The organism is Methanosarcina baltica (assembly GCF_055394095.1).
The window spans coordinates 2,163,900-2,188,764 of the sequence record NZ_AP042463.1 but is presented as its reverse complement, the minus strand read 5'-3'; the positions used below and the strand labels follow the sequence as shown (position 1 = coordinate 2,188,764).

General features: G+C 48.5%; 24 protein-coding genes. 12 read left to right on the top strand and 12 right to left on the bottom strand.

Features of this window, described 5'->3' with window-relative positions:
* Positions 1-19 precede the first annotated feature (19 nt).
* Together ACZ5QV_RS09535 and cbiM are read right to left on the bottom strand one after the other, a co-directional pair.
* Positions 20-322 carry a PDGLE domain-containing protein gene (locus ACZ5QV_RS09535; protein ID WP_464599602.1) on the bottom strand — a complete coding sequence of 101 codons (303 nt, stop codon included), beginning with the start codon at positions 320-322 and terminating at the stop codon, positions 20-22.
* Positions 319-984 carry a cobalt transporter CbiM gene (gene cbiM / locus ACZ5QV_RS09530; RefSeq protein WP_464599601.1) on the bottom strand — a complete coding sequence of 222 codons (666 nt, stop codon included), beginning with the start codon at positions 982-984 and terminating at the stop codon, positions 319-321. Before cbiM ends, ACZ5QV_RS09535 begins: the two co-directional genes overlap by 4 nt.
* Before the next feature lie 820 nt (positions 985-1,804).
* Here cbiM and ACZ5QV_RS09525 point away from each other — a divergent pair.
* Positions 1,805-1,942: a hypothetical protein gene (locus ACZ5QV_RS09525; RefSeq protein ID WP_464599600.1), complete on the top strand. Its 138-nt coding sequence runs from the start codon at positions 1,805-1,807 to the stop codon at positions 1,940-1,942.
* On the opposite strand, the gene cbiQ is transcribed toward ACZ5QV_RS09525, so the two are convergent.
* Both cbiQ and ACZ5QV_RS09515 read right to left on the bottom strand, forming a co-directional pair.
* The gene (gene cbiQ / locus ACZ5QV_RS09520; RefSeq protein WP_464599599.1) at positions 1,927-2,730 is read right to left on the bottom strand and encodes a cobalt ECF transporter T component CbiQ; all 804 of its coding nucleotides are present in this window, start codon (positions 2,728-2,730) and stop codon (positions 1,927-1,929) included. The two genes, ACZ5QV_RS09525 and cbiQ, sit on opposite strands and share 16 nt — an antisense overlap.
* Before the next feature lie 79 nt (positions 2,731-2,809).
* Positions 2,810-3,781 (bottom strand): energy-coupling factor ABC transporter ATP-binding protein, encoded by a 972-nt coding sequence (locus ACZ5QV_RS09515; RefSeq protein WP_464599598.1) that lies wholly within the window; start codon positions 3,779-3,781, stop codon positions 2,810-2,812.
* Between the two features lie 176 nt (positions 3,782-3,957).
* Between ACZ5QV_RS09515 and dinB the strand changes: the two genes are divergently transcribed.
* Both dinB and ACZ5QV_RS09505 read left to right on the top strand, forming a co-directional pair.
* Complete coding sequence (dinB, locus tag ACZ5QV_RS09510; protein ID WP_464599597.1) at positions 3,958-5,079, top strand: DNA polymerase IV; 1,122 nt, start codon at positions 3,958-3,960, stop codon at positions 5,077-5,079.
* A gap of 344 nt (positions 5,080-5,423) precedes the next feature.
* Positions 5,424-5,678, top strand: coding sequence for a protease inhibitor I42 family protein (locus ACZ5QV_RS09505; protein ID WP_464599596.1), 255 nt, complete (start codon positions 5,424-5,426; stop codon positions 5,676-5,678).
* Positions 5,679-5,864: 186 nt separating this feature from the next.
* On the opposite strand, the gene ACZ5QV_RS09500 is transcribed toward ACZ5QV_RS09505, so the two are convergent.
* The 3 genes from ACZ5QV_RS09500 to ACZ5QV_RS09490 all read right to left on the bottom strand — a co-directional run bounded on the left by ACZ5QV_RS09500 (position 5,865) and on the right by ACZ5QV_RS09490 (position 8,348).
* Complete coding sequence (locus ACZ5QV_RS09500; RefSeq protein WP_464599595.1) at positions 5,865-6,065, bottom strand: hypothetical protein; 201 nt, start codon at positions 6,063-6,065, stop codon at positions 5,865-5,867.
* Between the two features lie 75 nt (positions 6,066-6,140).
* The gene (locus ACZ5QV_RS09495; protein WP_464599594.1) at positions 6,141-8,087 is read right to left on the bottom strand and encodes a phosphoadenosine phosphosulfate reductase domain-containing protein; all 1,947 of its coding nucleotides are present in this window, start codon (positions 8,085-8,087) and stop codon (positions 6,141-6,143) included.
* Between the two features lie 123 nt (positions 8,088-8,210).
* Positions 8,211-8,348, bottom strand: a complete 138-nt coding sequence (locus tag ACZ5QV_RS09490) for a hypothetical protein (RefSeq protein ID WP_464599593.1) — start codon at positions 8,346-8,348, stop codon at positions 8,211-8,213.
* A 100-nt stretch (positions 8,349-8,448) separates the two neighbouring features.
* Here ACZ5QV_RS09490 and ACZ5QV_RS09485 point away from each other — a divergent pair, with 100 nt between their 5' ends.
* Complete coding sequence (locus ACZ5QV_RS09485; RefSeq protein WP_464599592.1) at positions 8,449-8,736, top strand: hypothetical protein; 288 nt, start codon at positions 8,449-8,451, stop codon at positions 8,734-8,736.
* A gap of 74 nt (positions 8,737-8,810) precedes the next feature.
* On the opposite strand, the gene ACZ5QV_RS09480 is transcribed toward ACZ5QV_RS09485, so the two are convergent.
* Positions 8,811-9,632, bottom strand: a complete 822-nt coding sequence (locus tag ACZ5QV_RS09480; RefSeq protein ID WP_464599591.1) for a Dna2/Cas4 domain-containing protein — start codon at positions 9,630-9,632, stop codon at positions 8,811-8,813.
* A gap of 139 nt (positions 9,633-9,771) precedes the next feature.
* On the opposite strand from ACZ5QV_RS09480, the gene ACZ5QV_RS09475 reads away from it, so the two are divergent.
* The 5 genes from ACZ5QV_RS09475 (at position 9,772) to iscB (ending at position 14,355) form a co-directional block, all read left to right on the top strand.
* Positions 9,772-10,509: a helix-turn-helix domain-containing protein gene (locus ACZ5QV_RS09475; RefSeq protein WP_464599590.1), complete on the top strand. Its 738-nt coding sequence runs from the start codon at positions 9,772-9,774 to the stop codon at positions 10,507-10,509.
* An 87-nt stretch (positions 10,510-10,596) separates the two neighbouring features.
* Positions 10,597-11,646, top strand: coding sequence for a hydroxymethylglutaryl-CoA synthase (locus ACZ5QV_RS09470; protein WP_464599589.1), 1,050 nt, complete (start codon positions 10,597-10,599; stop codon positions 11,644-11,646).
* 15 nt (positions 11,647-11,661) lie between these two features.
* A complete protein-coding gene (locus tag ACZ5QV_RS09465) occupies positions 11,662-12,834 on the top strand; it encodes an acetyl-CoA acetyltransferase (RefSeq protein WP_464599588.1) in 1,173 nt (390 codons plus the stop codon).
* Positions 12,835-12,840: 6 nt separating this feature from the next.
* Positions 12,841-13,251, top strand: coding sequence for a Zn-ribbon domain-containing OB-fold protein (locus ACZ5QV_RS09460; protein WP_464599587.1), 411 nt, complete (start codon positions 12,841-12,843; stop codon positions 13,249-13,251).
* A 300-nt stretch (positions 13,252-13,551) separates the two neighbouring features.
* On the top strand, positions 13,552-14,355 hold the full coding sequence (iscB, locus tag ACZ5QV_RS09455) for an RNA-guided endonuclease IscB (RefSeq protein ID WP_464599586.1): 804 nt from the start codon (positions 13,552-13,554) through the stop codon (positions 14,353-14,355).
* A 21-nt stretch (positions 14,356-14,376) separates the two neighbouring features.
* Here the strand turns inward: iscB and ACZ5QV_RS09450 are convergent, their stop codons facing one another.
* Positions 14,377-16,041, bottom strand: coding sequence for an IS1634 family transposase (locus ACZ5QV_RS09450; RefSeq protein ID WP_464599431.1), 1,665 nt, complete (start codon positions 16,039-16,041; stop codon positions 14,377-14,379).
* 132 nt (positions 16,042-16,173) lie between these two features.
* On the opposite strand from ACZ5QV_RS09450, the gene ACZ5QV_RS09445 reads away from it, so the two are divergent.
* Entirely contained in the window at positions 16,174-16,704 is a 531-nt protein-coding gene (locus ACZ5QV_RS09445) for a hypothetical protein (RefSeq protein WP_464599585.1), read from the top strand.
* Positions 16,705-16,864: 160 nt separating this feature from the next.
* A complete protein-coding gene (cyaB, locus tag ACZ5QV_RS09440) occupies positions 16,865-17,398 on the top strand; it encodes a class IV adenylate cyclase (protein ID WP_464599584.1) in 534 nt (177 codons plus the stop codon).
* Between the two features lie 394 nt (positions 17,399-17,792).
* Here cyaB and metG read toward each other — a convergent pair whose 3' ends face one another.
* Positions 17,793-19,955 carry a methionine--tRNA ligase gene (gene metG / locus ACZ5QV_RS09435; protein ID WP_464599583.1) on the bottom strand — a complete coding sequence of 721 codons (2,163 nt, stop codon included), beginning with the start codon at positions 19,953-19,955 and terminating at the stop codon, positions 17,793-17,795.
* Positions 19,956-20,313: 358 nt separating this feature from the next.
* On the opposite strand from metG, the gene sppA reads away from it, so the two are divergent.
* A complete protein-coding gene (gene sppA, locus ACZ5QV_RS09430; RefSeq protein ID WP_464599582.1) occupies positions 20,314-22,002 on the top strand; it encodes a signal peptide peptidase SppA in 1,689 nt (562 codons plus the stop codon).
* Positions 22,003-22,061: 59 nt separating this feature from the next.
* Here sppA and ACZ5QV_RS09425 read toward each other — a convergent pair whose 3' ends face one another.
* Positions 22,062-24,047 (bottom strand): glycoside hydrolase family 15 protein, encoded by a 1,986-nt coding sequence (locus tag ACZ5QV_RS09425; RefSeq protein ID WP_464599581.1) that lies wholly within the window; start codon positions 24,045-24,047, stop codon positions 22,062-22,064.
* Entirely contained in the window at positions 24,044-24,853 is an 810-nt protein-coding gene (locus ACZ5QV_RS09420) for a V4R domain-containing protein (RefSeq protein ID WP_464599580.1), read from the bottom strand. Before ACZ5QV_RS09420 ends, ACZ5QV_RS09425 begins: the two co-directional genes overlap by 4 nt.
* Between the last annotated feature and the right edge of the window lie 12 nt (positions 24,854-24,865).

The following is a 24,865-nucleotide window of genomic DNA, read 5'->3' as shown; positions in this document are numbered from 1 at the left end:
GGGGAATATTTTCCCTCTCTCAGGCTTTTTTATTAAAGGCTTTTCCAAATCCGAAACTTATTCCCAGCACTGCGAGCGTCCCCAGAGCAATGGCTGCAATTTCCCCGCTTTTGCCCAGGCCCTCAATTGCGTAGTCCGCCATAGGAGCGTTCACAACAGGTTCGCTTTCTTCAAGTTCGGTCATTCTGGACTCATCAATTACCCCACCAGCTGCACTTTCCAACCCGTCGGGATCGGAAGATGCAAGGAAGGGGGCAAGCCCTGAAATTACCAGGGCAATCAGGACCCCCGCATAGAGGAATTTCATATTATCCGCTTTCATGCGAAGGCCTCCGTATCAGCTCTCTCGGAACCTGCTTCAAATTTGTTTTCCAGCAGGTCAGGGCGGGACCTGGCAATTGCTGAGATTACGACTGCTGTGATCAGGCCTTCCCCGATAAAGCCAATGATCAGGTGAAAGGTCCCCATGGCTATAAGCCCTTCTTTGAGAGGGAACATTCCGGCAAGGTTCATCTGGACGGCGCAAACGATGGCAGATACGAAGAGCCCGAGCCAGGCGCCCCCAAAGGCTGCTACGTTGGCACTCAAACTCTTTCGAAGAGCCGCATAGGTATAGTACCCCACAAAACCAGAAATAACTCCCATATTTAGAATGTTTGCCCCCATGGTGGAAATCCCACCGTCTCCAAAAACAAAGCCCTGCACGAGCAGCACAAGGGTAAGGACAAGGACTCCAGCCCAGGGGCTTGCAAAGACGATAGCCACAAGGGTTGCCCCCACCATGTGCCCGCTCGTCCCCATCCCGATGGGGATGTTCATGGCCTGGATTGCAAAAATTCCGGCCGCAAGGGCGGCGAGGATCGGGACTTTCATTTCATCAAGTTCATTTTTTGCCCATTTCATTGACATCAGGATGAATGGGAGAGCAATGATCCAGTAGATGATTGCCTGGTTTAAAGGCATAAAGGCATCAGGTATATGCAACTTTTTTCCCTCTCTTTTTCCTTAATTTTTGATGAATCTGATATTTTTGATGAATCTAATATTTGTAATGTTATTCTATTGTCCATTTATAAGAACGCAGCAGAAAATCCCTGAGTCTTCAGTCAGAAGCAGTTGACTATGTGGTCTTAAATCGGTTAACTTAATAATATTAATTTAATACATTAGTGGAATTTTGACTGCACGGTTGCTCTATTCTTACCGTTTTAACAAAATAATCATTGTAACACTTCTGTTATTTATCTCAGACAGCAGAAGACTCCTTCCTCGATGTTTCTAATTGAAAATTAGAAACTCCTGTTAAACCTATGGTTTAACACGACAGTTCCGACTTTGGAGGAACTGGCAGGTGGGAGATGAATGCATCGAGACTAAGGCCCCCATTTTTTGTTTAACAGGGGACCTTAATGTTGTTTGACAGTGACCTTATGTTCTGTCCTCCTTTGCAGGAGTGAGTCCACATCGCCACTGTTATACTGGCTTGTTAATGACCTGAACACTTCCCCTACCTCTCAGGGATGTTTAATCCAAATCGAAATCTCCGAGAACGTGTGGAGTATCCTCGAATATCATGACCAGTATAACGAAAGGCTATTCAACTAGGGCTTACCGAAGCAAGCCCCTTACTCTAAAACCTGAGCCATTAGGCGAAGGTTTTAGGGAGGGGTAGTTGACACTGTTTATATAACAATGTTAACTTAACACTGTTATGTTATTCAGTATTACATAAATACTTTTTGATAATACTTTTTTCGATTATATGTGATTTTGATCACATTATGTATACTTGAAGTAGAACTTCATGTTATTATCCGGATCTGCTGCTGGTATCCACAAGAAAAAAGGTTCTTCAGATGAATTTTCACCAGAAAAACAGTACAGGTTGTACAGGTTCTTTTATCCTGAAAAAATGGATAAAAATGCTCAGGCAAAAAAGTGAGTCAACAGGATGCACCCAAGGCCCGCAAGCAAAAAGAGGGCATCTCTCCCGCCTATTTTGCTGCTGTAATAAGCTCTTTCATGCCCACTCCCGTACCCTCTGCAGAGCATACTTATGTAGGTCTTCTCTCCCTGTTCGTAGGACCTTATAAACAGTGAACTTATGCTGTTCCCGACCTGTTTGAGGACCCATTTCCTCGATACTTTTTTGTTCCAGATGTCAAAGAGCCGGGTTTGCTGGGCCAGCCTTATGCGTTTTAGCATTCCCCAGAAGAGGAAGAGGTAGCGCACCATCATGCTCAGGAGCAGGGTAAACTCCGCCGGGATCCCAAGTCTCCCGGCCGCGTTGACCATGTCCCTCATCCGGGTGCTGGATGAGAAAAAAACGATTGCCGTAACGCAGACCAGGAACTTTAAGATGAGGGAGGTCCCGAAAGCCAGTCCCTCGTAAGTTATGCTCAACCCGAAGGGAAGAGTAGCCGGGTAAAGGGTATAGCTTTCAACAAAGGAGGGTCTGAGGAAGGGCTGGAGGAGGGCAATTCCGAGCCCGAAGGGGAGCACAGCCAGGATGCGCAGGACAAAATACCGCAGGTCCAGCCCTGCCAGGAAGACCAGGAGTATAAGGTAGATCTCAAGGAAGAGAAAGCGGACCATATTTTTTTCATGAATCCGGGGCAGGCTCACAACGTAGAGGATAATCGCAAGTGTAAAAAGCAGCTTTACCCGGGCATCAAGCCGGTGTATGGGGCTGTTTTTGTAAGATTCGCGTTCGATATCGGTAAGGGTCACCACTGGAAAATCTCCTTTTTGAAGGCCTGGAAAAGCTCTTTTTTTCCGGTTTTTTGGTTTTTTGGCTTTTCCGGTTTAATTAATCCGGGCCTGTTTGCATAAGGCGCAGGACTTCCTCTTTTGCGGATTCGGCTGTTATCCGGATCTGTGCGTTGACCCCTTCCTGCCGCAGCAGTTCAAAGATTTCTGCAACCCTGGGAAGCCTGAGGTGGGCTTTGCTGATCAGGTCCGGGTTACTGAATATTTCTTCCGGCCCCCCGTCGGCTTCCAGGCGTCCGTGGTGGAGCACGACCACCCTTTCCGCAAAATAGGGGACAATGTCCACCTCGTGGGTGGAGAGCAAAAGGGTAATTCCGAGCTCTTTGTTCATTTTCATGATCAACTCAAGGACCCGGGCCGAACTCAGGGGGTCGAGGCCGGCCGTGGGCTCGTCCAGCACGATGACCTCGGGGCGCATGGCCAGGATGCCTGCGATTGCGACCAGTTTTTTCTGCCCTCCGCTCAGGTGGTGGGGAGCTCGCTCCTCAAACCCGCTGAGACCGACCAGTACAAGGGCTTCTTTCACTCTTGCCCGGACCTCTGTCTCAGGCAGCCCCAGGTTAATCGGCCCGAAAGCCACGTCTTCTTCCACGCTCGGGGCAAGCACCTGGTCGTCAGGGTCCTGAAACACGATTCCCACAGTCTGCCGGCAGGCCCGCATATTCTTTTTCGTGATTTTTTCCCCTTTTAGCAGGACTTCCCCCGAATGAGGGTGCAGAATCCCATTAAGGTGCTTGAACAGGGTGGATTTCCCGGCCCCGTTGGCCCCGAGCACTGCAATCCTCTCTCCCCGGTAAACCTTCAGGTCGATTCCGTCAAGGGCGTTTTCCTTCAGGTGAGGATAGCGGTAGCAGAGCTTTCTGGTTTCAAGAACAGGAGCTTCTCCTGCTCTTTTCCCTGCCAGGCCCGGCTCCTCCCGGTCTGAGCCGGTTTTCATGTTTTTCTGGCCCGGGGCTTTTCCCGGGATATCTTCTTCCTTCCTGGGATTTTTTTTGGGATTTGTGATCTGCATCCTTGATGACGTCCTTTACACTGAGGTGTCGATGTTAACTTTTAAAAAATAGTGCTACTTCTAAGGAGATTATTGTTTTTAATTATTATGGTTTGTGTTTCTATTTTTTGATTTTTAAGAATTTGAAAGATTATGATGGATAATTATACAAAGCTCCCTCTCATATCCCCCTTCTGATGCAGCGGGTCGTTATCCATGTAGACATGGACTCTTTTTTTGCGGCAATCGAGGAACGGGAAAACCCCGAACTCCGGGGAAAAGCAGTTGTGGTCTGCATGTTTTCCGGCCGGAGCGAGCTGAGCGGTTCGGTTAGCACCTGCAACTATGCGGCCCGGGAATATGGGATAAGGTCCGGAATGCCCTGTTCACAGGCAAAGAAGCTGAACCCGGACGCGGTCTTTTTGCCAGTGCGAAAAGATTTTTACAAAACAGTTTCGGATGAGGTTATGGATATTCTCCGGGAGTATGCGGACCGCGGGAATAGCAGCAATGGAAATAATTCCGGGCCTGCGCTCGCTTTTGAGCAGGTCAGCATTGACGAGGCTTTTCTGGAGATCATGGAGCGCACAGGTGGGAACTTTGAGAAAGCCTGCGAGCTAGGGCTGCGGATCAAGGAGGAGGTCCGAAAAAAGGAACGGCTCACCTGCTCGGTCGGGATCGGCCCGAACAAACTGATTGCCAAGATGGCTTCCCCTATGCAAAAACCGGACGGGATCACCTCTTTTCGGCCTGAGGACCTCCCCGCTTTTCTGGCTCCCCTGAAACTTACGAAACTCTGGGGCCTCGGGAACGTGACTGCGGAAAAACTCGGAGAAATGGGCATTGAAACGGTCGGAGAACTTGCGGCCCATGACGTGATGGCTCTTATTTCGGCCTTCGGGAAAAAGCGGGGGATCTGGCTCAAGCAGGCTGCGGCCGGAATTGATGAGTCCCCTGTCAGGGATAGGGAAGGCTCGGAGCAGATCGGCAGGATTGCAACCCTTCCCGAGGACACCCGGGACCCTGAGCTGATTTTTCCCCTGATAGAGAGGCTTATCGAGGACTTAATTGCAAAACTGAATGCAAGGGGCCTTACTTTCCAGGTGGTCACCTTCACGGCCATTAACTCGGGTTTCAGGACGCACACGAAGAGCCGCACCCTGAGCCATGCGGTCTCGGACAGGGAAATCCTGCGGCAGACGGCCCGTGAGATCCTGGAAGTTTTTCTTGATGAAAACCCGGAGGCCCTCCGACGCGTCGGGGTGCGGGTCGGGGGCTTGCAGGAAATAAAGGGCCAGACCAGCCTGTTTGACTATTGAGGTTTAATCTTGTCCTTTTTAACGATTTTTCCGTTTGACAGAGGGAAATTTACAAAAAAAGCTCTTTTTATATGTTAACCATGATATTTTTCTTGATTTCGTCTCATTTTCTCTCCTGTCATGGATTTTTCCTTATATGTTAACCCCGTATGGATTGTTTTTTTCAAAAAATTTATCAAACAAGAACTACAATATTGTTATGGATCTATGTTTTGCGGCTTCTGTCCAACGTCCAAAGCCCTATTTCCACGTCCGTATTTATCATTGTTTTTCATGTAGGTTTCGAAATCTCATGAAAACATATTCGTTTTAAGTTGAAAAAAGGAATTTGAGAGGGATATAATATGCTCAAAAGACCGTTTACCATTCAGTTCCCTGAAAACCCCGGCACGGGATTTAGCTGGGATATAGCAACAAGCAACGGCCTGGAAGTTATGACTGAAAAATATGTCCCCCTGCAAGGGGGGGGTGATCAGGAAGTCCTAGGATACCGTACCTGGCAAATCCAGGTAGTATCCGGAGGAAGCCAGAAAATAACCGGTACATGCCGCAAAGGAAACCAGGTTTCAAGCTGCTTTGAAATTCACATTGATGCTTGATCCGCGCACTTCCCAATGAACTACCCACTGAATTACCCGAGTTGCGCTGCCCGAGTTGCGCTTCGGGAGCACGCGGTCCGTTTCGCTCGCTGCGCGAGCTCAAGCAGACTATTAACAGATCTGTATTGATTTCTATTGACTATACCGATCTTCTGATTGGTCTACAATTCTTCATTTAACTTTTCTTCAGTATTTTTTGTGTTTTCCTTTTAGGCTTCCGCTTTTCGAGAGAACGGTAACATCTTGACTATACTCCTCAAAAATACCGGCCTGTTTTTGTTTGCTTCTATTCTTCTCATTCAGCGCCACGAACAGGCCGCAGCGCAGCTGCGGGGAAAGCTCCCCCCAAATACGCCATTTTCCCCACTCCGGTCTTTCAGCTCTCATATATTCAAAAAACCGGCGGGGTAAAAATTCCCACTCTTCTCAGAACCCCGCCACCGGATTTCAAATCGCAGATTTTCAGATAAACCGGACCAGCGGGCAGACCTCAATGCAGGCCCCACAGTGGATACAGGCTTCGGAAATTATGGCTTTTCCGTCTTTTATCTCAATGGCTTCGTGGTCGCAGTGCCCGACGCAGACCCCGCAGCCTTTGCAGAGGAGACCTCTTCTTACTGAAAACTCCACTTTTCGCATGAGTTTTTTCAGGCTTTTCTCGTTGTTTTCGCTTCGGCCGTTGACGTTGCCTGAGGCGTAGATCTGAACCCGGTCTTCGCCTGCGCTTGTGGAGATCATGCCTTCGATTGAGGCTGTTTTTCCTATGGGCCTTAACATGCCACTTGCGTCAAGGGTTTCAAGGTCGATGGGCTGGCCGAAGCTTCCGTCGGCTGTGAGACCACCGGCTTTGCAGGGGCGGTAGCCGGTTGCGACTTCAAAGGTTAAAGTGTCCGGGTTTGCGTGTTGGGGGAGAAGGGCGATTCCTCTTTTACGGGCCAGTTCTTCGAGGGGTTGCGGGAACCTTTTGTAGCGCCAGAGGCCGTATTTGACCCATTCTTCGGAGAGGCCGGTTTTTTCGGCGTAGGCCAGGAGGTGGGTGTTAAGTTTTTCCGCGAGTTCGGGGTGGACTTCTTTGAGGAGGAAGAAATCTGAGAGGGACGAGGAGGGACAGAGCCAGCAGCCCAGGCGGTCGTAGCCGTTCTCGTAGGCCGGGTTGTAGGGGGCCTTTGTCCTGAAGATGTAGAGCCAGATGTGCAGCGCGGTCCAGTCCTGAATCGGGGAGGCTCCGACCTGGTTTCCTACCCAGGGATTTTTCCAGACCCTTTTGCTGATTGAGCGGGCGTGGGACTCGTATTTTCTCTGCCCTATGAAACTCAGGCAGCCTTTCCCGTAATTCTCCTGGATGAGGCGGGTTATGGGGCCCAGTTTGCAGATCTTGCAGCACCAGCGGGTGTCCATGGTGGGAGGACCGAAGATTCCTATCGAGTCCCAGAAGGCGTTCCCGGCACTTGTCATCCTCAGAGTTTTTCCGTAGTATTCGGCTACCTGCCGGACGTTTTCAAGGGTTTCCGGGAATTCTAGCCCGGTATCGGCAAACATGATTTCATAATCGTCAAGGCAGTCGTCCACGAGCTGGAGCACGGCCAGACTGTCCTTTCCTCCGGAATAGGATACGCTTATCGGCTTGTCCATGCTTCCGACTACGTTTTTAATGAAGGCCTGGGCTTCGCCTACGAAGCTGTCCAGGATATTGGCGTTTGCCCGGATGGCGTCATCCCAGGTCCGGGAATCGTCCCTTGCTTCGGTTTCGGTCCCTGCCTCATTTTCCCCTTCCGATAGCGTGAAAGGTTTCGGTTCCCCACTCCAGCGGGGCCTTACGGCATTTCCGCGCTTCTCGTCAAGCATCTGCCGGCCGGACATTTTGGCCCTTCCGCAGGAGACAACTTCTCCGGAGGGGATGAGGATCACTACCTCGTCGTTTGCCTGGATTTCAGGGTCAGCGTCAAGAATGCCGGGGACCAGGACACTGGCTCCTTTTTTCAGGATAAAGGGAAGAACCTCTTCGGCCAGAATGATCCATTTCTTAAGCTCTGTCCTGTCCTTTCCCTGAAAGAGCCTTCTTGCGCCCTCAAGCCTGGGGAGGAGCACCCACTCACAGCTCTCAACCTCGAACCTGATGGAAGCAATGACCTCCCCTTCCATGATAATCTCGTCCATCCGGTCGTCGTAGGGGGCCTTGTTCAGCACGACAAGCTTTCCCTCGGGGATAAGAGGGGTATTGAACTGTTTTTCAGAAACGGAATTTATACGCCTTATATCATAAGGAAATGCAGGTCGGATATCCCCTGGGGGGGTAACCTCGACTTTTTTAGTGGCATTCCCACACCCGCACCGTTTCCCGAGTACGGGTACGTTGCAGGTTTCACACCAGTGCAGGAGAAGTTTGCCAAGAAACGCTGGTTTCGACATCAGGCAATCTGAGGAAAGCAACCTTTAAAAAGGCTTTGTCACCCGAGTTCCATCACCCGAGTTCCGCTTCGGGAGCACGGGGTCCGTTTCGCTCGCTGCGCTCACTCAAGCAGACTATAAACCTTATTTTGAAAAGAGGACTATAAACCTTATTTCGAGAAGAGTACTAAAAAACGCCAGAGCAACCGTAAATGGTGTCTTCCATGCGTTCTTTTTTCCGTGTATTCCGTGTCTTCCGTGGTTCTTTTTTCTTTCTTCCATGATTTTTAATGTGCTGACTGACCTGCCTGCAAGATTTTAAATCTAAAACGCATGCATATAATAATTAAATTATAAATTTAACTTTATTTTAGGGGGAAATATGGTTATCATCAAAGAAATTGACGCACTTGCTTACGGAAAGGTTCTTGCTATCCTTTACGGCTCTGCGGGGTTCGTGTTTGGGGTTTTTACAACTATTGCCGCTTTTATGGGTTATGCTATGCCCGAGAGTTTTGGGATATTTTCCCTTATCTTCGGGAAACTGGCGGTGGTCAGCTTGCCCGTTTTCTATGGAGTTTCCGGGTTTTTGGCGGGTTACATTACGGGGGCTCTCTATAATGCGGCCGTGGGTTCTAAAGGAGGGTTCAGGGTGGACACGCTGCGCTGAAGCCGGGTCTGTCAAATGTTTTGCTGTCCAATCAGTCTCTTTCTACGGATTTTTGCTGTCTGAAAGTCGGTTTGTCAGAAGAGTTTGGACAGGAGGGAAGAGGATTTCTGGCTGCATTGCTCGGAAAAGCTGCAATGGTTGCAGAGGGGGCCTTCCTTTTTTTCGGGCATGAACCCGTTTTTTATTTTTTCCACCCGTCTGGTGACTTTAAGGACTTCTCGCCGGTCGGCGGCCCTGAGCTTGACTTTCCTGAGAAGGCCGTGTCCTGCGTATTCCACGAAGGCGTTCTGTACGGCTTCCTCCTTTTCGGCTTCAAGGAGGAGGGCGAGAGCTGTGACGTGGAAACGGTCCCGGGCCCAGACTCCGTTTGTAGGGCAGTTTCCGGTTTTTATTACGGAGGGCAGGAGTTTTTCTTCAAAGCAGACCAGTTTTGAGGGGGATCCTCTCAGTTTCAGGCGAGCTGAGGAGAGGAAGGGTTCGCTTTTTATGGGAGTCAGGGCAGCCAAAAAGTTTTTCTCTCCGTACTCCTCAAGAGTTTGCAGGAGATTGGCCCCAATTTCCGGGAGTTGGGCCTTTGCAAGAGCTTTTCCTTCTTCGAGCAGGACTTCGTCCACGGCCGCAAATTCGACGGGATAGAGCAGGGGCAGGTCTTCGGCCGCATGGGCGAAGGTAGCTTCAAGGGCCGAGTTCAAGCTATCGGCATTTAACGAACATTCTCTAATAAGTTCAGGATAGGCAAGAGCAAGCTCTTTTTCGAGCATCCGTTCTACCCTGGCGGCGGTCATTTCGGGGAGGAGTTCAAACCCCCGGGCTGTATAATACACCCGTCTCGGACAGCCAAAATACAGTAGCAGGTCCGAAACGCTTGACTGAGGAACTTGGGTACTGGACTTCATAACATCTAAATTTATGTTGCATTACTTATTAATATATGCACAAAGTACTATTTTCTGCACCGGGCAGAAATGTGCGACAATCAACGAAACCACATTCGTTAAATATATATGGGAACATTTCTTCTTAAGGTATGGAGTCATGACATCCAACGAATTATCAGACAATCTCCGGAACCGTTTGGCTGAAAAAATGGCCGGAGAGATCACGCTTTCTGACAAACCAGGAGAATCCCTGAAAAAATGGAGATTGAATTTCGAAATTTCTCAGACCGATATCGCAAATTACCTAAAAGTATCCCCTTCCGTGATAAGCGACTATGAGAGCGGGAGGAGAAAATCGCCCGGAACAATGATCATCCGGAAAATCGTTGAGTCCCTGCTTGAGCTTGATCTGGGGCGAGGCGGGAAAAAGATCCACAATTATGAAGCAATGCTGGGCACTGAAAACAGTTCCAGATCAGTTTATTCCACATACGAATACACATTTCCCATACAACTTGCAAAACTGGTCAACCTTCTCGAAGCCGATGTCGTCTACAAAGGCGTGGAAAAACCTCTTTATGGCTTTACAGTAATTGACAGTCAGCGGGCCATCCTGGAACTTTCCTCCTACGAGTTCCAGCGCCTTTACGGCTGGAGCACGGACAGGGCCATGATCTTTACACAAGTAACTACCGGCAAGTCCCCCCTCGTGGCAATCCGGGTCACCAACCTGAAACCCGGGGCCGTTGTAATCCACGGGCTTCGCGCGAACCAGGTGGACCCGGCGGCTATCAAAATGGCCGAGGTTGACAGGATCCCCCTGATTGCGACCACAATGGATCTAGATAAGATCCTTCGGGTATTGAAGAAATACAGCCATCAGGTAAACGAATGATTCATGTAAACGAATTGGAAGAATACACTTTTACGATTATAATAAAAACCCAACCTCTCGTTATTTTTTATAAAAACAGGTGATAATATGACTATCGGAATCGTATCCTACGGTGCATATGTCCCGAAATACAGGATAAAAGTCGAAGAAATCGCCAGGCTCTGGGGAGACGACGCGGATATCCTTAAAAAGGGCCTTATGGTGCAAGAAAAGTCGGTACCTGCCCTCGATGAGGACGCGGCGACCATTGCCGTTGAAGCTGCCCGTTATGCCCTAGCTCGCGGAGAATGTGACCCTTCCCGTATAGGGGCCGTCTACACAGGTTCGGAAAGCCACCCCTACGCTGTAAAACCCACAAGTACCATTGTAGCTCAGGCAGTCGGGGCAACCCCCGAACTGACGGCCGCAGACTTCGAGTTCGCCTGCAAGGCAGGGACGGCCGCTGTTCAGGCCTGCATGGGGCTCGTAAGTTCCGGAATGGTAGACCTTGGCCTGGCAATCGGGTCCGACGTTTCCCAGGGAGCTCCAAGTGATGCCTTGGAATACACGGCCGCAGCAGGAGGAGTCGCTTTAGTAATCGGACGAAACGAGTCCGAACTCTGTGCCGTGATTGAAGACACCTATTCTTTTACAACGGACACCCCTGACTTCTGGCGCAGGGAAGGTCAGCCTTACCCTGAACACGGCGGACGTTTTACGGGGGAGCCCGGCTACTTTAAACACGTCACGAATGCCTCAAAGGGCCTCATGAAAAAGCTGGACACAAAACCCGAAGACTACGACTACGCGGTCTTCCACCAGCCAAATGGGAAGTTCCCGAGAAATGCCGCAAAGATGCTTGGCTTCAGCAAAGAGCAGATCGAACCGGGCCTTGTGGTAACAAAGATCGGAAACACCTACTCAGGTTCCTGTATGATGGGGCTTGCGGCCACTCTGGACCAGGCAAAGCCCGGAGACCGGATTTTTATGACAGCTTTCGGGTCCGGAGCAGGGTCCGACTCTTTTAGCATAACGGTCACCGACAGGATCGAGGAAATCAGGGACAAAGCCCCGAAGGTTTCCGAACTTATAAAGAATCCGATCTACCTGGACTATGGCCAGTATGCCAAGCATAAAGGAAAGATCCGCTTTGCCTGAAAGGGGTGTATGCAAATGAGAGATGTAGCAATTATCGGAATAAAAAACACAAAGTACGGAGAACTCTGGGACCGTTCTCTAAGACAACTCGTGGTCGAAGCCGGAATTGGAGCCATTGAGGACGCCGAAGTCAGTGGAAAAGATATCGATGCCCTTTACGTCGGGAACATGAGCGGAGGGCGTTTTATTGACCAGGAACACATAGGAGCCTTAATCGCTGACTATTCCGGGCTTTCCCGGAACCTGCATGTGCCTGCAACAAGGGTCGAGGCCGCATGTGCCTCAGGCGGACTTGCGCTTCGTCAGGCAATCATGACCGTGGCTTCCGGCTACGGGGACATTGTGATTGCGGCAGGCGCCGAGAAAATGACGGATGTCTGTTCCAGTGAAGCCTCAACTGCCCTTGCGGCAGCCGCGGACCGGGAATGGGAAGGCATGGCAGGGGCCACTTTCCCCGGCCTCTATGCAATGATTGCCAAGCTGCACATGCATAAATACGGGACAACGAGTGAACAGATGGCCGAAGTTGCGGTAAAGAACCACAGGAACGGGGCCCATAACCCGATTGCCCAGTACAGGAACAAAATCACGGTTGAGCAGGTCCTGAGCTCCATTATGGTGGCTGACCCCCTGCATATCTTTGACTGTTCTCCGATTACGGACGGGGCCTCAGCCGTTGTGCTGGCCCCCGCAGAAATCGCCCATAAGTACACCGATACTCCAATTTACATCAAGGCGACAGCCCAGGCCAGTGATACCCTCGCTCTCCATGACAGGCGGGACATCACCACTCTGGACGCGACAGTCGTGGCCGCAAGGCGGGCCTATGAAATGGCAAAGGTGGGGCCGAAGGATATCGACCTTGTGGAAGTGCATGACTGCTTTACCATTGCCGAGATCTGCGCTATAGAGGACCTTGGCTTTGCCGAGAAGGGCAAAGGAGGAATCGTTACCTCCGAAGGCGAAACCGCAATCGGTGGCCGCATCCCTGTCAACACCTCGGGCGGCCTGAAAGCCTGCGGACACCCTGTCGGGGCAACCGGCATCAAGCAGGCAGCGGAAATCGTAGCCCAGCTCCGTGGAGAAGCCGGCAAACGCCAGGTGGACGGAGCCGAGTACGGCATGACCCATAACGTAGGAGGGTCCGGAGCAACCGCAGCCATACATATCTTTTCGAGGAACAGGTGATTGGAGATGTCAGTACCAAGATTCTGGAGAAATCTGGGCAGCAGATACAACCTTGAGGGAACTCACTGCAAGGAGTGCGGAGAGTATTACTACCCTCCGAGGGACACCTGTGTAAACTGCAGACGGCTCGGTAAAATCGAGGCTTATAAGTTCAAAGGCGTGGGGGAAGTGGTTACCTTTACGATAATCCACACCGCAGCCGAAGGGTTTGAGGCGCAGACCCCATACGCTCTTGCCATCATCAAAATGGACGAAGGCCCCTGCCTCACCTCCCAGATTGTGGGCCCCCCTGAAAAGGTGCACATCGGGTTGCGGGTAAAGTCCGTCTTCCGCAAACTCGGCTCGGACGGCGAGCGGGGTATGATCTACTACGGCACCAAGTTTATCCCGGACGAGGCGTCAATTACCCCTCCCTAAAATCTTAGCCTTCAGGCTAAGATTTTAGAGTAAGGGGCTTGTTTCGGCAAGTCCCTGGTTGACCAGATCGCCAGTAAGGAGCTTTGTAATACTGGCAGCCGATACGAAAGAATATTATAGTTACCCTGGAATGCCGCCTCAGTTTCAGGCTCTAAGGATGCCGGTTAAACAGTCCTGAGAGGTAGGGACAGTGCTTGCATCATACAAACCTTTCAGTATCAGATCGAGAGGAAGCCGGATTTGATGGGTTGACTCTACAACTCCCAATACGCAGAACTCCAAAAAATGGAGGTAAACTCTATGTTAGTTTACGTTAAAAACCAGAACGTAAAACCGCTAATGCCCTGTAAACCTTCAAAGGCCAGAAAACTTTTGAGGGAAGGTAAGGCAAAGGTTTTGAGAACTACACCATTTACGATTAAAATGCTTTTCGGAAGTAGTGGGTACACTCAGCCCGTGATAGCAGGCATAGACTCAGGCTCGAAAGTTGTTGGCTGTGCGGCTATTGCTAACGGAAAAGTTGTGTACCAGTCGGAGATTCAGTTAAGACAGGATGTTTCTAAAAAGATGGATCAAAGGAGAATGTACCGAAGAAACCGGAGAGGCCGGAAAACCCGGTACAGGCCCGCAAGGTTCAATAATAGGGCAGCTTCGAGGAAAGAAGGAAGGCTGGACCCTTCAATCAGGAGTAAGTTGGAATCTCACATCAGAGAAAAGAACTTTGTGGAATCCATCTTACCGGTTACGAAGTGGAAGGTCGAAACGGCTTCCTTTGACATTCACAAAATAACGAATCCGGAAGTTTCAGGTATTGAGTATCAGGAAGGTCCACTGAAGGATGCCTACAACGCCAGGGCTTTCGTACTGGATCGGGACGGGTACACATGCCAGCACTGCAAAGGTAAATCAAAGGATAAGCATTTGCAGTGTCACCACATAATTTTTAGGACAAATGGAGGCCCCGATACTCCGGAAAACCTTATTACTTTATGCAAAACCTGTCACCAGGCCCTCCATGCAGGAGAGTTTGAGTTAAACTTTACTTTCAAAGATGCATGTTTTTCCGTTATCAAGCGGCTTTGTTTGTGTGGGCCTAAGGAATGAATAATCCTACTGATGACGTTTTTATTGGGGTGGCAGGTAATTACCCAAGTTCAAGAAAGAAAATAATGATGCTTGCTTTGTACTCATCTCTTCCAGAATAATATTACACTTATTTGATTCTTTATCCTGGATAACTGCCAGCCTAATTTCGGACAAATTTTCAATTAGTCTTCTCATAGAAAGACCATATCTCTTTGTCTCCCAGGCTAAATATCTGTAGAAAAGTAAGCCAATTATAGACAGAAATACGTGAACTTTGATATTTTCATCTTTGTGGTGGTACACCGGTCCCACAGGGACAAGCAGGTGATCATTCAATAGCTTAAAATCATCCTCTATAGCGCCTTTATTGTTGTATGTTTGCACAATTTTTTTAGTGTGCCAACGGTGCTTATCTGTAAATAGTATATTTTTTCCTAATGAATTTTCGCGCTTATTTTTATTCTCTTCGTCAATCCAGAACTTTAACTGAGGTTTTTTCTTACCTTCAGGAGCATCAGTAATTTCATATTTCACCATACTTCTGTATTTTTTGATAATAATGTCTGCAACCTCTTTTTCTACACTGCTCCTGTTTCTTGCTTTTCCTCTGTTGCTTTCCAGTCTCCTCTGTAGGTCTTCCAGATTCTCAGTTATTTTTGACATATTTGACTCACAAGTTCTTTTTTGAAGTTTGTGAGTTCCTTCATTGAAAGTAATTACTGTTGTAAATTCTGTCCCGTAAAACTGATGCTTTGTCCGATAGCCATAAATTTTGTGGCCTTCTGAGCTTTCATATAAAAATTGATATTTAGATAATGGCACTTCAAGAAGATCATCTGCCTGATTTGCTTTTACAGCCCCTACAAAATTCATCTTTGAAGTTGCTTTTTCAATGTTGTCCTTTGAATTGTTTCCCTTATCAAAAACAAGAACAAGGTCTTCCGAACAAATATTCAATTCGGTTAGACGGTTTACTATTTTGTCAACCAGACCTGAAAATTCCTCTGAATCATGCACATTTCCTGGATATGTCTCGTGAATAAAAGGTAAGTTGTAATCATTAGCAGCCAGCGCTACAGATACCTGATTTTTGTCTTTACGATGCTTTTTGTTATACCCTTTATGAAGCAATTCACTTTTTTCATCATAATTGGTAGCATAAGTGAACCAGTTTGATTCATCCACAAACAGTACTGAAGGGGTTAGTCCTTTTTCGATGAGAACTCGGCACAAATCGTCTTCAATATTTTTCATTGTGTCGGAATCAATGTAATTCATATGATTCAAAAAATTCTGACAATTTAATTTATGAGGGAATTTCCACTTAAAAGATAAGGCCGATTTTTTGAACCATTCCCCAATACCGTTTTCACTTAAAACTCCATGAGATTTCCCCACTATATCAAGTAAAAGATACTCTCCGACACTTAAACCATCGATTGATTTTTTCATAGTGTGCTTGTTCACTATGTCAACGAATCCAAGCTCTTCATTCACATGAAGAAGTGCGGCAAGTTTGCCGTACTCAAAAGATTTCAGTTTCATGTAGGGCAATGATTCACTCTGTTTTTTCATTTCAAATATTTTTTCGGCATTGCCTAAATATATCTGAAATATAGTTTTCACTTTTCCATCAATTCTGCCAGTTTTAATAATATACCAGTATTTTTTACCGTTGATTATTTTCTGTTTTAAAAAAACCATGATATAAATTTAGGTTCTACGTATATAAAGATATTTCTTCAAAAAACAGATACAATAGGCTTTTTAAATGTAATTTAGAACTTAGGCCTTACAAATATTTTTTTTAACGGATCTTCCTTGCCACTGATTTTTGTGGCAAATCAAGGCAAAAATAGCTCTTCTTTGAAAGCTGAGTTAAAGAAAAAGCAATCAAAAACCAAACATGCAACCCACATGGGTATTATCAAAAGCCAGCTTAAAAAGTCAGATTGGGAGTTTGAGGAAAATTTTGGATATGAGACAAAGTTCAAAAGAGAGCAGTTTTTAAAGCTCCCTAAAACTCACTATAATGATGCTGTTGCTATCTGCTGCGAGGACGGGCAAACGGTAAAGTTGGATAATACGGTTTACTACAAAAAACACATCCCTGCAGGCGATTACCAGCAAACAAAGGGTAAGCGGTCAGAGAAAAAAATCCCTACTGGAAAAGTGTTTGGCCTTAGGAAGTTCGATCTTGTAATAACAGAAAAAGGGACCGGTTTTATCAGGGGCAAAAGATCAACTGGATATTTCACGTTGTGTGATATTTTCGGTAACATGATAACTACAAGTGTCAATATTAAAAAAAACTGCATCAGATTAAGAGCAAGCAGTACAACTTTAATTCAGGCTGTGAATGTTTGAACGCATTCCTCCCCCACCTGCCAGTTCCGCCAAAGCCGGAACTGTCGAGGAAGGGGACCCCCCTGCTGCCTGAGCTGAAAAAGGAGTCTATTCGACCAGGTTCGGCCAGATTCGGCCCGGTCAGGACTACGGATCGGATTGGACTGGAGGAATCAAAAATATGATAGAAATTGAAGTCAAGGTGCGGGCCGAACATGCCCGCGTCCGTCCCTTCCTTGAAAACCTCGGGGCGGAAAAAGTAAAGGTGGAAGAGCAGTCCGATGCCTACTTTGCAGCTCCCCACCGGGATTTCGCAAAAACCGACGAGGCCATCCGGATAAGGTCTCTGGATGGAAAAAGCATTCTGACCTACAAGGGCCCGAAACTGGACGCAGTCTCCAAGAGCCGGAAGGAGTTCGAAACTTTCGTGGAAGAAGGGCCCATGGTTCAAATCCTGCACGCCCTCGGCTTTTCCGAGGCCGGAGCCGTCCGGAAAGTCCGGGAAGTCTTCCGGGTTGAAGAAATCACCGTCTGCCTGGATACCGTGGAAGGGCTCGGGGAGTTTCTCGAAGTGGAAATCGTGGCCGGGGACGAAAGCGAGCTTGAAGTTAGCAGGGCCAAACTTTTTGAGTTCCTTGGACGTTTCGGGGTTGGAAAAGCGGATTCGATAAGGACTTCCTATCTTGAAATGGTGCTTGAAAAGATGGAGAAATAAGGTCTTTTTTTATCGAGGTTTTTTTAGTTTTCCTTCTGTTTTCCGGTTATTTTCCAGCTTTCCCTTCTCTTTTTCGTCTTTTTCGTTTTTCAGATCTGCGGTCCGGTTTCTGATTCGTTTTTCATTGAGTCTGGCTATAACGCGAAGTGTACCTTCCAATCTGTCCTGTCATTAAGAAAAGGCCGCTCGCAAGCGAGCGTGGACAGGAACGAAGGAAGATGCCAGTTAAGGTAGCTCCGGTCATCAGAAATGCTTTTTCCAAATCAGGGTTTTGTTTCTGAAAAAATCCACGGTAATATACCTGCGGCTCGGGATTTTAAAAATAAAAAAAAAGAAGGTGCAGTGTGTTTTTTAACCACACCACCGTTTTTTAATTTTACGCTTTTTCGCCGGATTATTTTATTTTAGAACCCGGCCCGAGTTCTTTGTTGTCCGACATAAGCGCCGCAACGAGGTCTCCGTCTTCGGCCGCGAGCATCATGCCGTTTGACTTGACGCCGCAAAGTTTGACGGGTTTGAGGTTAGCAAGCACGATGATCTGTTTGCCGATCATTTCCTCGGGGTCGTAGTAGGGGGCCATGCCCGCGACAATCTGCCTGGGTTCGGCTTCTCCTATGTCCACTTCAAGCCTGAGCAGTTTTTTGGACTTCTTGATCTTCTCAGCGACAAGGACTTTTCCGACCCTCAGGTCAAGTTTTGCGAAGTCGTCGTAGTCGATTGGGGGGAGGGTTTCTGCTTCCTCTTCCGCCTTTTCCTCTGCCTTCCCTTCTACCTTTTCTTCTACTTTTTCTGCGGTTTCTGTTTTTTCCTCTTCTTTTAGAGGCATTCCTTCGGATTTTGTCACTTCTTTCACCTGTTTTTCATTTTTCTTTTTCGCAGCCTGTTTTTCAACTGCTTCTTTGATCCTCTGGCTGGAGATTTCTTCCATTTCTCCAATCTTGTCGTCCTCGAGTTTGGTGAAAAGGATCTCTGGCTTTGCCATTGGGCTGCCGGGTTTGAGCGGGACCAAGGCTTCACTGTACTCTGCCTCATGGACGCTTCCTTCCATTCCAAAGCCTTCCCAGGCCCTTTCCATACTTCCGGGGAGGACCGGCTCAAAGAGCAGGGTGAGGGCTTTTCCGAGCTGGAGGCAGTTGTAAAGTATCTGGCCACAGGCTTCTTTGTCTTCCTTTATCAGTTTCCAGGGTTCCCGGGCCTGGAAGTAACCGTTCCCGTAGGAAGCGAGGGTCATGGCAGTGTCCACGGCTTTCTTAAACTCGTAGTCTTCCATGGCGGCTCCCACTTCTTTGATGGTCTTTTCGATTTCTTCTTTGATTTCAGGCTCGATTTTCCCGGCCGGGATTTCCCCGTAGTTCTTAAAGGCAAAGAGCATGGTCCTGTAGAGGAAATTTCCGAGCACGGCCACGAGTTCGGTGTTGATCTTTTCCTGGAGTACGCGCCAGGAGAAGTTGAGTTCCTTTGTGTGGGAGGTGTAGCTTGACAGGTAGTAGCGCAAAAGGTCCGGGTGGAAGCCGTGGTCCAGATAGTCTTCCCCAACCCAGACCACGTAGCCCCGGGACTTGGAAAAGGTCTTGTCCTCTATCTTGACCATGCCTGAGGCCACAACGTCCGTGGGGCTGGAGTAGTCGGCTCCTTTGAGCATGGCAGGCCAGAAGATGCAGTGGTGGTAGGTTATGTCTCCCCCAATAAAGTGGATTATTTCCCCGTCGCCTTTCCAGAACTTCTCCCAGGAGCCGCCGGTTCTGGCCGCCCATTCTTCGGTAAAGGCCATATAGCCTATGGGAGCGTCCACCCAGACATAAACCACAAGCTCGTCATGACCCGGGAACTTCACACCCCACTCAAGGTTCCGGGTGATGCACCAGTCGGTAAGCCCCTGCTTTACCCAGCCCAGAGCGTAGTTTCTGGCATTGATAGTTCCTCCGAGATCGTTTGAGAGGTAGTCCATCAGGTAATCGCTGAATTCCGAGAGCTTGAAGAAAAAGTGTTCCTGTTCCCTGTACTCGGAAGGCCCCCCGCAGATGGTACAGACAGGATTTTTGAGTTCTCCGGGTTCAAGGTGTTTTCCACAGCCCTGGTCACATTCATCGCCCCTTGCGTTTTCTCCGCAGTAGGGACAGGTCCCTTCCACATAGCGGTCCGGGAGGGAGCGGTCGCATTTCGGGCAGTAGGCGATTTCGATGGTTTTCGGATAAACGTACCCCTTTTCAATCAACCTGCTGACGATTTCCAGGGTCCGGGAATGGTTTTCTTCATCGTCCGTGGTCCCGAAGGCATCAAAATTGATTCCCAGTTTCTTAAAAGTCTCATCAAAGTGTTCGTGGTACTTTTCCACAAGTTTTCCGGGGGTGATGCCGAGCTGCTCGGCGTTCACCACAATCGGGGTTCCGTGGGTGTCCGAGCCACAGACGAAGACGGCTTCTCTCCCTTCTTTTTTAAGAGAGCGGACGTAAATATCGGCAGGTACGTAAGTTCTCAGGTGGCCCACATGGGCTTTCCCGTTGGCATAGGGCAGGCCGCAGGTCACCAGTACGGGTTTATCGGATAATTCTGACATTCTGATCTCCATGGAATCTTTTAAAATATATTCTTTCTGGACGTCCGCAATTATGAAATATATTTCGCTTACGGGTTTTCGAGACAAGATTTTTGAATGGATTGGTTATAATCTTATATATAAAGGAAGCTTTTAAAAGAAAAGGTGGCTAATAACGTCAGCAATCTCTCTATTTATTCAGGATGGGCTTTGAAACCCGGTTTTTCCTTTATAATTTTTCTTTATAATTTGGGAGCTTTCTTTATTCCTGTCTGGGGTGAACAATATTTTTGGGATAAAGGCCTTCTGTTGTTTGAGATAAACGTAAGCAAAAAAACTTACTTTCATAAATAAGCAAGTTATACGGGTCTAGGTAGAAATGAATCCAGAAAATTCCGATTCTGATGATAATAATACTGATGAAGAACATCCGGATAGTTCAACTTCGGAAAATGTGGGACCTGACGTTCCGGTTAAGAAAGATTCAACTCCTGATTCCGGCGCATCTGATGTTTCCACATCGAAATCCGGAAGTTCTGAACTCGAAAAAGATCTTGAAACCGAATTGAGTACCGAGTTTAAAAAGGGAGTTGAGCCAGAGAGCAATCTCAAATTTGAGAAAAGTTCCGAAGCTGAAATGAGTCATGGAACTGAGAGTCCTCCCGAAGCTGAAATAGTTCCTGATTCCGAAAAGGGGTCTGAACCTGCTATTGCTCCTGAAGCTGAAATAGTTCCTGACTCTAAAAAGGAGCCTGAAGCTGCGAGTCCCTCAGAAGCTGAAATGAGTCATGGAACTGAGAGTCCTCCCGAAGCTAAAATAGTTCCAGATTCTAAAAAGGAGCCTGAAGCTGCTATTGCTTCCGAAGCTAAAATAGTTCCAGACTCTAAAAAGGAGCCTGAAGCTGCGAGTCCCTCAGAAGCTGAAAAGAGTCCTGGACCTGAAGTCTCTGCCAGGGGTAAGGATAATAATGAATTTTCCGCCCCCTCCCAAACTGACAAAACTAATTTTGAGACTTCCCGATCCCATAGGACTGACAATCCAAATTTCAGGACATCCCGTCCGGTTCGGGAATCCCAAAAACAAGATTTCAAAAGAGAGAATGCGTATATGAATACTGGCAGTCCTTCTCCCGGCGTTCCCGAAAAAAAGAAGCGAAACCATCTTTCCTACATAGCTCTGGTCTTCGGGCTCCTCTTTATCATAGGTTTTAGTATAGTAGCCATCTTCTACGGTTTCGGTTTCGGGGGAGACCTTGGGACCTCGGACAAGGTGGCCGTGATTTACGTACAGGGTACCATGCTTACAGGCAACATCCCTTCAGGTCTCGGCTATGCGACCTCGGAAGAGATCTCTGAAAACATCCGCGAAGCCGTCGAGGATGAGCAGGTAAAAGCAATCGTGCTCCGGGTCAATAGCGGAGGTGGGTCTCCCTCGGCAGCCCAGGAAATTGTAGGGGAAATAAAAAAAGCCCAGGCAAAGGGGGTTCCGATTGTGGTCTCCATGGGAGACGTTGCGGCCAGTGCAGCCTACTACATCTCGGCGCCTACCGACTACATCATAGCAAACCCCTCAACAACGACGGGCTCCATCGGAGTCATCTGGACTTTCCAGAACCTATCCTCTTACTATGAGGATGAAGGCATTGAATTCTACATCGCAAAGTCAGGAGAGTACAAGGACATGGGAGGTTCCTGGCGGGGGCTTACGGATGATGAAAAAGAGTACGCTGACAGGATTATCCTGGAAAACTATGAGACCTTCATAAGCAGTGTCGCAGAGGGGCGCAACCTGAGCAAAAGCGATGTAAAATCCCTTGCTGACGGGCGGGTGTATACCGGAATCAAAGCAAAGGAACTCGGGCTTGTAGACGAATTAGGAAACCTCTATGACGCCATTGACAAGGCCGCCGAACTGGGAGGAATCGAAGACGAACCAAGGGTCATGTACATGAACAGGGCCTCTTTATCAAGCCTGCTTTTGGGCTCGGAAGCTACCGGGACCTCTCAGTCCGTGAGTCGGCTTGTAAGTTATTACGAAGAAAGCCCTTACGGGAAACTCACGGCCTGATTCCGTCTTTCCTGTTTTTCTTTCAAGTTTTTTTCAAATTTCCCTTTTTTGTTCCCTTTTCAAGGCTCAATTTCTTCCCCCTCATTTATCCTGCATATCTTATCCAGGAGCAGGATGTTATCAATCATCAGGGAGCAGCTCCAGCCAAGGGGGATGGCCCAGGCAGGCCTCCCGGTTGACTTGTCCACCTGTTCGGGGAGGAGGCCTGCGCTTGTTGTGCCTGCAAGAGTCCATTTCAGGAATTTGATCCCCTCTTCAGTAAACCTTTTTCGGACCTCTGCGTACGGGTCCTCCTCTACCTCATAGGGAAGGTCGAGGGCAAGGGCGAACATGGCCTCCGAAAGCCAGAGGGTTGTAACAATCCAGGGGTTGCCGTTTATGTAATTGTCGTTTTCATAACGCCTGATCCCGTAATGTCCATTTACGGGGCAGGATAATGTTTTCTGTATATTATCGATCATGAACATGATCATGTCCCTTTCCAGGGGCACTTTCGGGGAAAGCATCCCGAATGGGAGATAAGCCCCAAGGATGCTTGCGTCAACGGTTTTGTCAAGCCTGTCGTTGATAACCCCTTTTGCAAAATACCCTTCCTTCAACCATAAACGGTCGATAGTGGCCTGTTTTACAAAATCTGCCCTTTTACGCCAGCGCCTCGCAAGCCCGATTTCCTGATTTTCCTCGGCCAGGTGGGCAGCCCCCATGAGCCCCGCATAGACCGCGGCGTTGGTATAGGTAAAAACCCCGTAATAGGTTTCCCAGAGGTCCATGCAGCTCTCATGCAGGCCGGATTTGCTCCGTTTCATCAGATACTCAGCCCCCCGCAGGACCGAGATCCAGACTTCTTCCAGAAACTCAACTTTCTTCAGGCCTTCCAGGACACGGTAGTAGATGTCCATTGCATGGAGGGTGGAACCCGTTTCGTCGATCTGGCTGGAATAGTCAAAGTTGCCCCAGGAAGGGCCCGTGCTCCCGTCGAGCCAGTAACGCTGGAACCAGGACCCGTCCGGCATCTGGGCCCGGATGCACCATTTGAAAAAGTTTTCACAATATTCGGGGTATCCCGAATGTTTGAGGGCAAGTACAAGCTCGGCAGAGTCCCGGTTCCAGCAAAAACCATAACCTCCACATTTCTCAAAGTTCGAGTCAAACTCCGGGGCCGCAACAAAGGAGCCGTGTTTATGGTCGTTTAAGAGGTAAAGGTTCAGAAGAGCGCGGTTATAAGAATTGAAAAGTTCCTGGCGCAGGTTGCTCTGGGCCTCCAGTCCCGGCAACTTCAGGACCTTTTTCTTGGAAAGCCACATGACCCAGTATTCCCTTGTTTTTTCAAAAATGAAATCAAGAGACTGCTTCGAGAGTTCTCTCATCCGCTTGTAGAGGCGAGGGCGGGTGGAGGCGGCCCCTAGGAAGATGATAAACTCGTTTGAACCCCCGGGTTGCAGGTCCAGTTCCCAGCCGGCCGCGTTGTTGATGTTGCCTATGTCTTCCTTGTTTTTCTGAAGTTCTCCGTCTTCCATGTCGTATTTGGAATTTGTCCACCAGATAGTGTCCATTGCCTTGCCTATCTGCCATTCCGTAAATTCGGGGATGGTATAGAGCCCCAGGTAATATTCCTGCCAGTACTGCGCAATCAGGCCTTCTTCTGTATCGCAAAAACCCGAATTCTTCTTTGAAGTTTCCCCTACATTGAAGTTTGAATAGTAATAGAACTTGCCTGAGAGTTTGTTCTGGGACTGGATTTTGAACCTGCGGATCAGTACGGGCACCTCGGGGTGTACCATGTCGAGAATGGAAATCCGGATGCCGGAATCGTGGTAGAGTTTTGTGGACACGATGTTGGAGTCTTCAATATAGTTCTGGGTGGCACTCCATTCGTTGCTGTTCGTCCAGAGGAGCTTTTCCCCTGTATGGATGCAGGCGAGGGACTCTTCGACATGCTGGGCGTGGTCTCTTCGGGGATAAAAAAACCCGAAAATCTCCCCTTTCGTTCCCATGGTTACCAGAAGGTCGGCGTTTCCAAGGATAACATTCGGCTGTTTAATCAAGACCTTTCCCCTCTCATCAGGTGTTCGAGCTTCATGGTTTCGGGGGCTGGAGAGATTACGTGTTCGCAGACCTCATGTCCGGTGGCCTTACAGCTGACTTCCCGTACCTGGATGGGCCTGCCTGTCACCTGGGTAAAATAGCCTGCAAGGTAGCCACTTATGAAAGCGCAGACCGGCTGGTCGGAATCTCCCCAGACGTCGGCGATAAAAGAGTCTCTCACAATTACTCTCCCAGCCATGGTCTCGCAGTCACATTCAATGTCAAGCCGTCCCCAGCCAACCGCGAAGAAAAGCTCGGCAATCATGTCTCCGGCGTTATTCATGTCCAGGGGCATGACGCTCTCAAAATATTTTGCGGCCTCGATACCTCCCTTCAGGCCTGACTGGATAAGCAGACCTTCCGCATGGGGGGCATTTTCGTAAAAAGTCTTGATTACGTCCACAAGGGTCTTCGCCCTTGCGATGATTGCCCTGGCCCCGATTACATTCATGGGGAAATCCACGGAATAGATCATATTATATTTGGAAATTCCGTACTCAATGTCCTTTACGGGGCCGAGAGCTTTCATCTCCTGTGTAAATTTATCCAGGTCCACACCTTTTTTTATCCGGGTAAAAATGGAATAGTAACCCACATCTTTGGATTCGGTGTTGTCTATATGCCCTATCTTTATTCCCACATCACGTTCTTCCAGAAAATTCAAAATAGAAGCCAGATTTCCTTTTCCTGCGGGGTAATGTATCTTGAACCATACGATTTCCGTATCTTCTTCCCAGCCCGCAAACATGCATAAGTCCTGAACCATTGCTGATTTCTC

Bases quoted from the DNA above. Each gene is read 5' to 3' on its own strand.
- ACZ5QV_RS09535 (WP_464599602.1), bottom strand. From the start codon at position 322: ATGAAAGCGGATAATATGAAATTCCTCTATGCGGGGGTCCTGATTGCC.
- ACZ5QV_RS09525 (WP_464599600.1), top strand. From the start codon at position 1,805: ATGTTATTATCCGGATCTGCTGCTGGTATCCACAAGAAAAAAGGTTCT.
- ACZ5QV_RS09515 (WP_464599598.1), bottom strand. From the start codon at position 3,781: ATGCAGATCACAAATCCCAAAAAAAATCCCAGGAAGGAAGAAGATATC.
- dinB (WP_464599597.1), top strand. From the start codon at position 3,958: ATGCAGCGGGTCGTTATCCATGTAGACATGGACTCTTTTTTTGCGGCA.
- ACZ5QV_RS09505 (WP_464599596.1), top strand. From the start codon at position 5,424: ATGCTCAAAAGACCGTTTACCATTCAGTTCCCTGAAAACCCCGGCACG.
- ACZ5QV_RS09500 (WP_464599595.1), bottom strand. From the start codon at position 6,065: ATGAGAGCTGAAAGACCGGAGTGGGGAAAATGGCGTATTTGGGGGGAG.
- ACZ5QV_RS09495 (WP_464599594.1), bottom strand. From the start codon at position 8,087: ATGTCGAAACCAGCGTTTCTTGGCAAACTTCTCCTGCACTGGTGTGAA.
- ACZ5QV_RS09490 (WP_464599593.1), bottom strand. From the start codon at position 8,348: ATGGAAGAAAGAAAAAAGAACCACGGAAGACACGGAATACACGGAAAA.
- ACZ5QV_RS09485 (WP_464599592.1), top strand. From the start codon at position 8,449: ATGGTTATCATCAAAGAAATTGACGCACTTGCTTACGGAAAGGTTCTT.
- ACZ5QV_RS09480 (WP_464599591.1), bottom strand. From the start codon at position 9,632: ATGAAGTCCAGTACCCAAGTTCCTCAGTCAAGCGTTTCGGACCTGCTA.
- ACZ5QV_RS09475 (WP_464599590.1), top strand. From the start codon at position 9,772: ATGACATCCAACGAATTATCAGACAATCTCCGGAACCGTTTGGCTGAA.
- ACZ5QV_RS09470 (WP_464599589.1), top strand. From the start codon at position 10,597: ATGACTATCGGAATCGTATCCTACGGTGCATATGTCCCGAAATACAGG.
- ACZ5QV_RS09465 (WP_464599588.1), top strand. From the start codon at position 11,662: ATGAGAGATGTAGCAATTATCGGAATAAAAAACACAAAGTACGGAGAA.
- ACZ5QV_RS09460 (WP_464599587.1), top strand. From the start codon at position 12,841: ATGTCAGTACCAAGATTCTGGAGAAATCTGGGCAGCAGATACAACCTT.
- iscB (WP_464599586.1), top strand. From the start codon at position 13,552: ATGTTAGTTTACGTTAAAAACCAGAACGTAAAACCGCTAATGCCCTGT.
- ACZ5QV_RS09450 (WP_464599431.1), bottom strand. From the start codon at position 16,041: ATGGTTTTTTTAAAACAGAAAATAATCAACGGTAAAAAATACTGGTAT.
- cyaB (WP_464599584.1), top strand. From the start codon at position 16,865: ATGATAGAAATTGAAGTCAAGGTGCGGGCCGAACATGCCCGCGTCCGT.
- metG (WP_464599583.1), bottom strand. From the start codon at position 19,955: ATGTCAGAATTATCCGATAAACCCGTACTGGTGACCTGCGGCCTGCCC.
- sppA (WP_464599582.1), top strand. From the start codon at position 20,314: ATGAATCCAGAAAATTCCGATTCTGATGATAATAATACTGATGAAGAA.
- ACZ5QV_RS09420 (WP_464599580.1), bottom strand. From the start codon at position 24,853: ATGGTTCAGGACTTATGCATGTTTGCGGGCTGGGAAGAAGATACGGAA.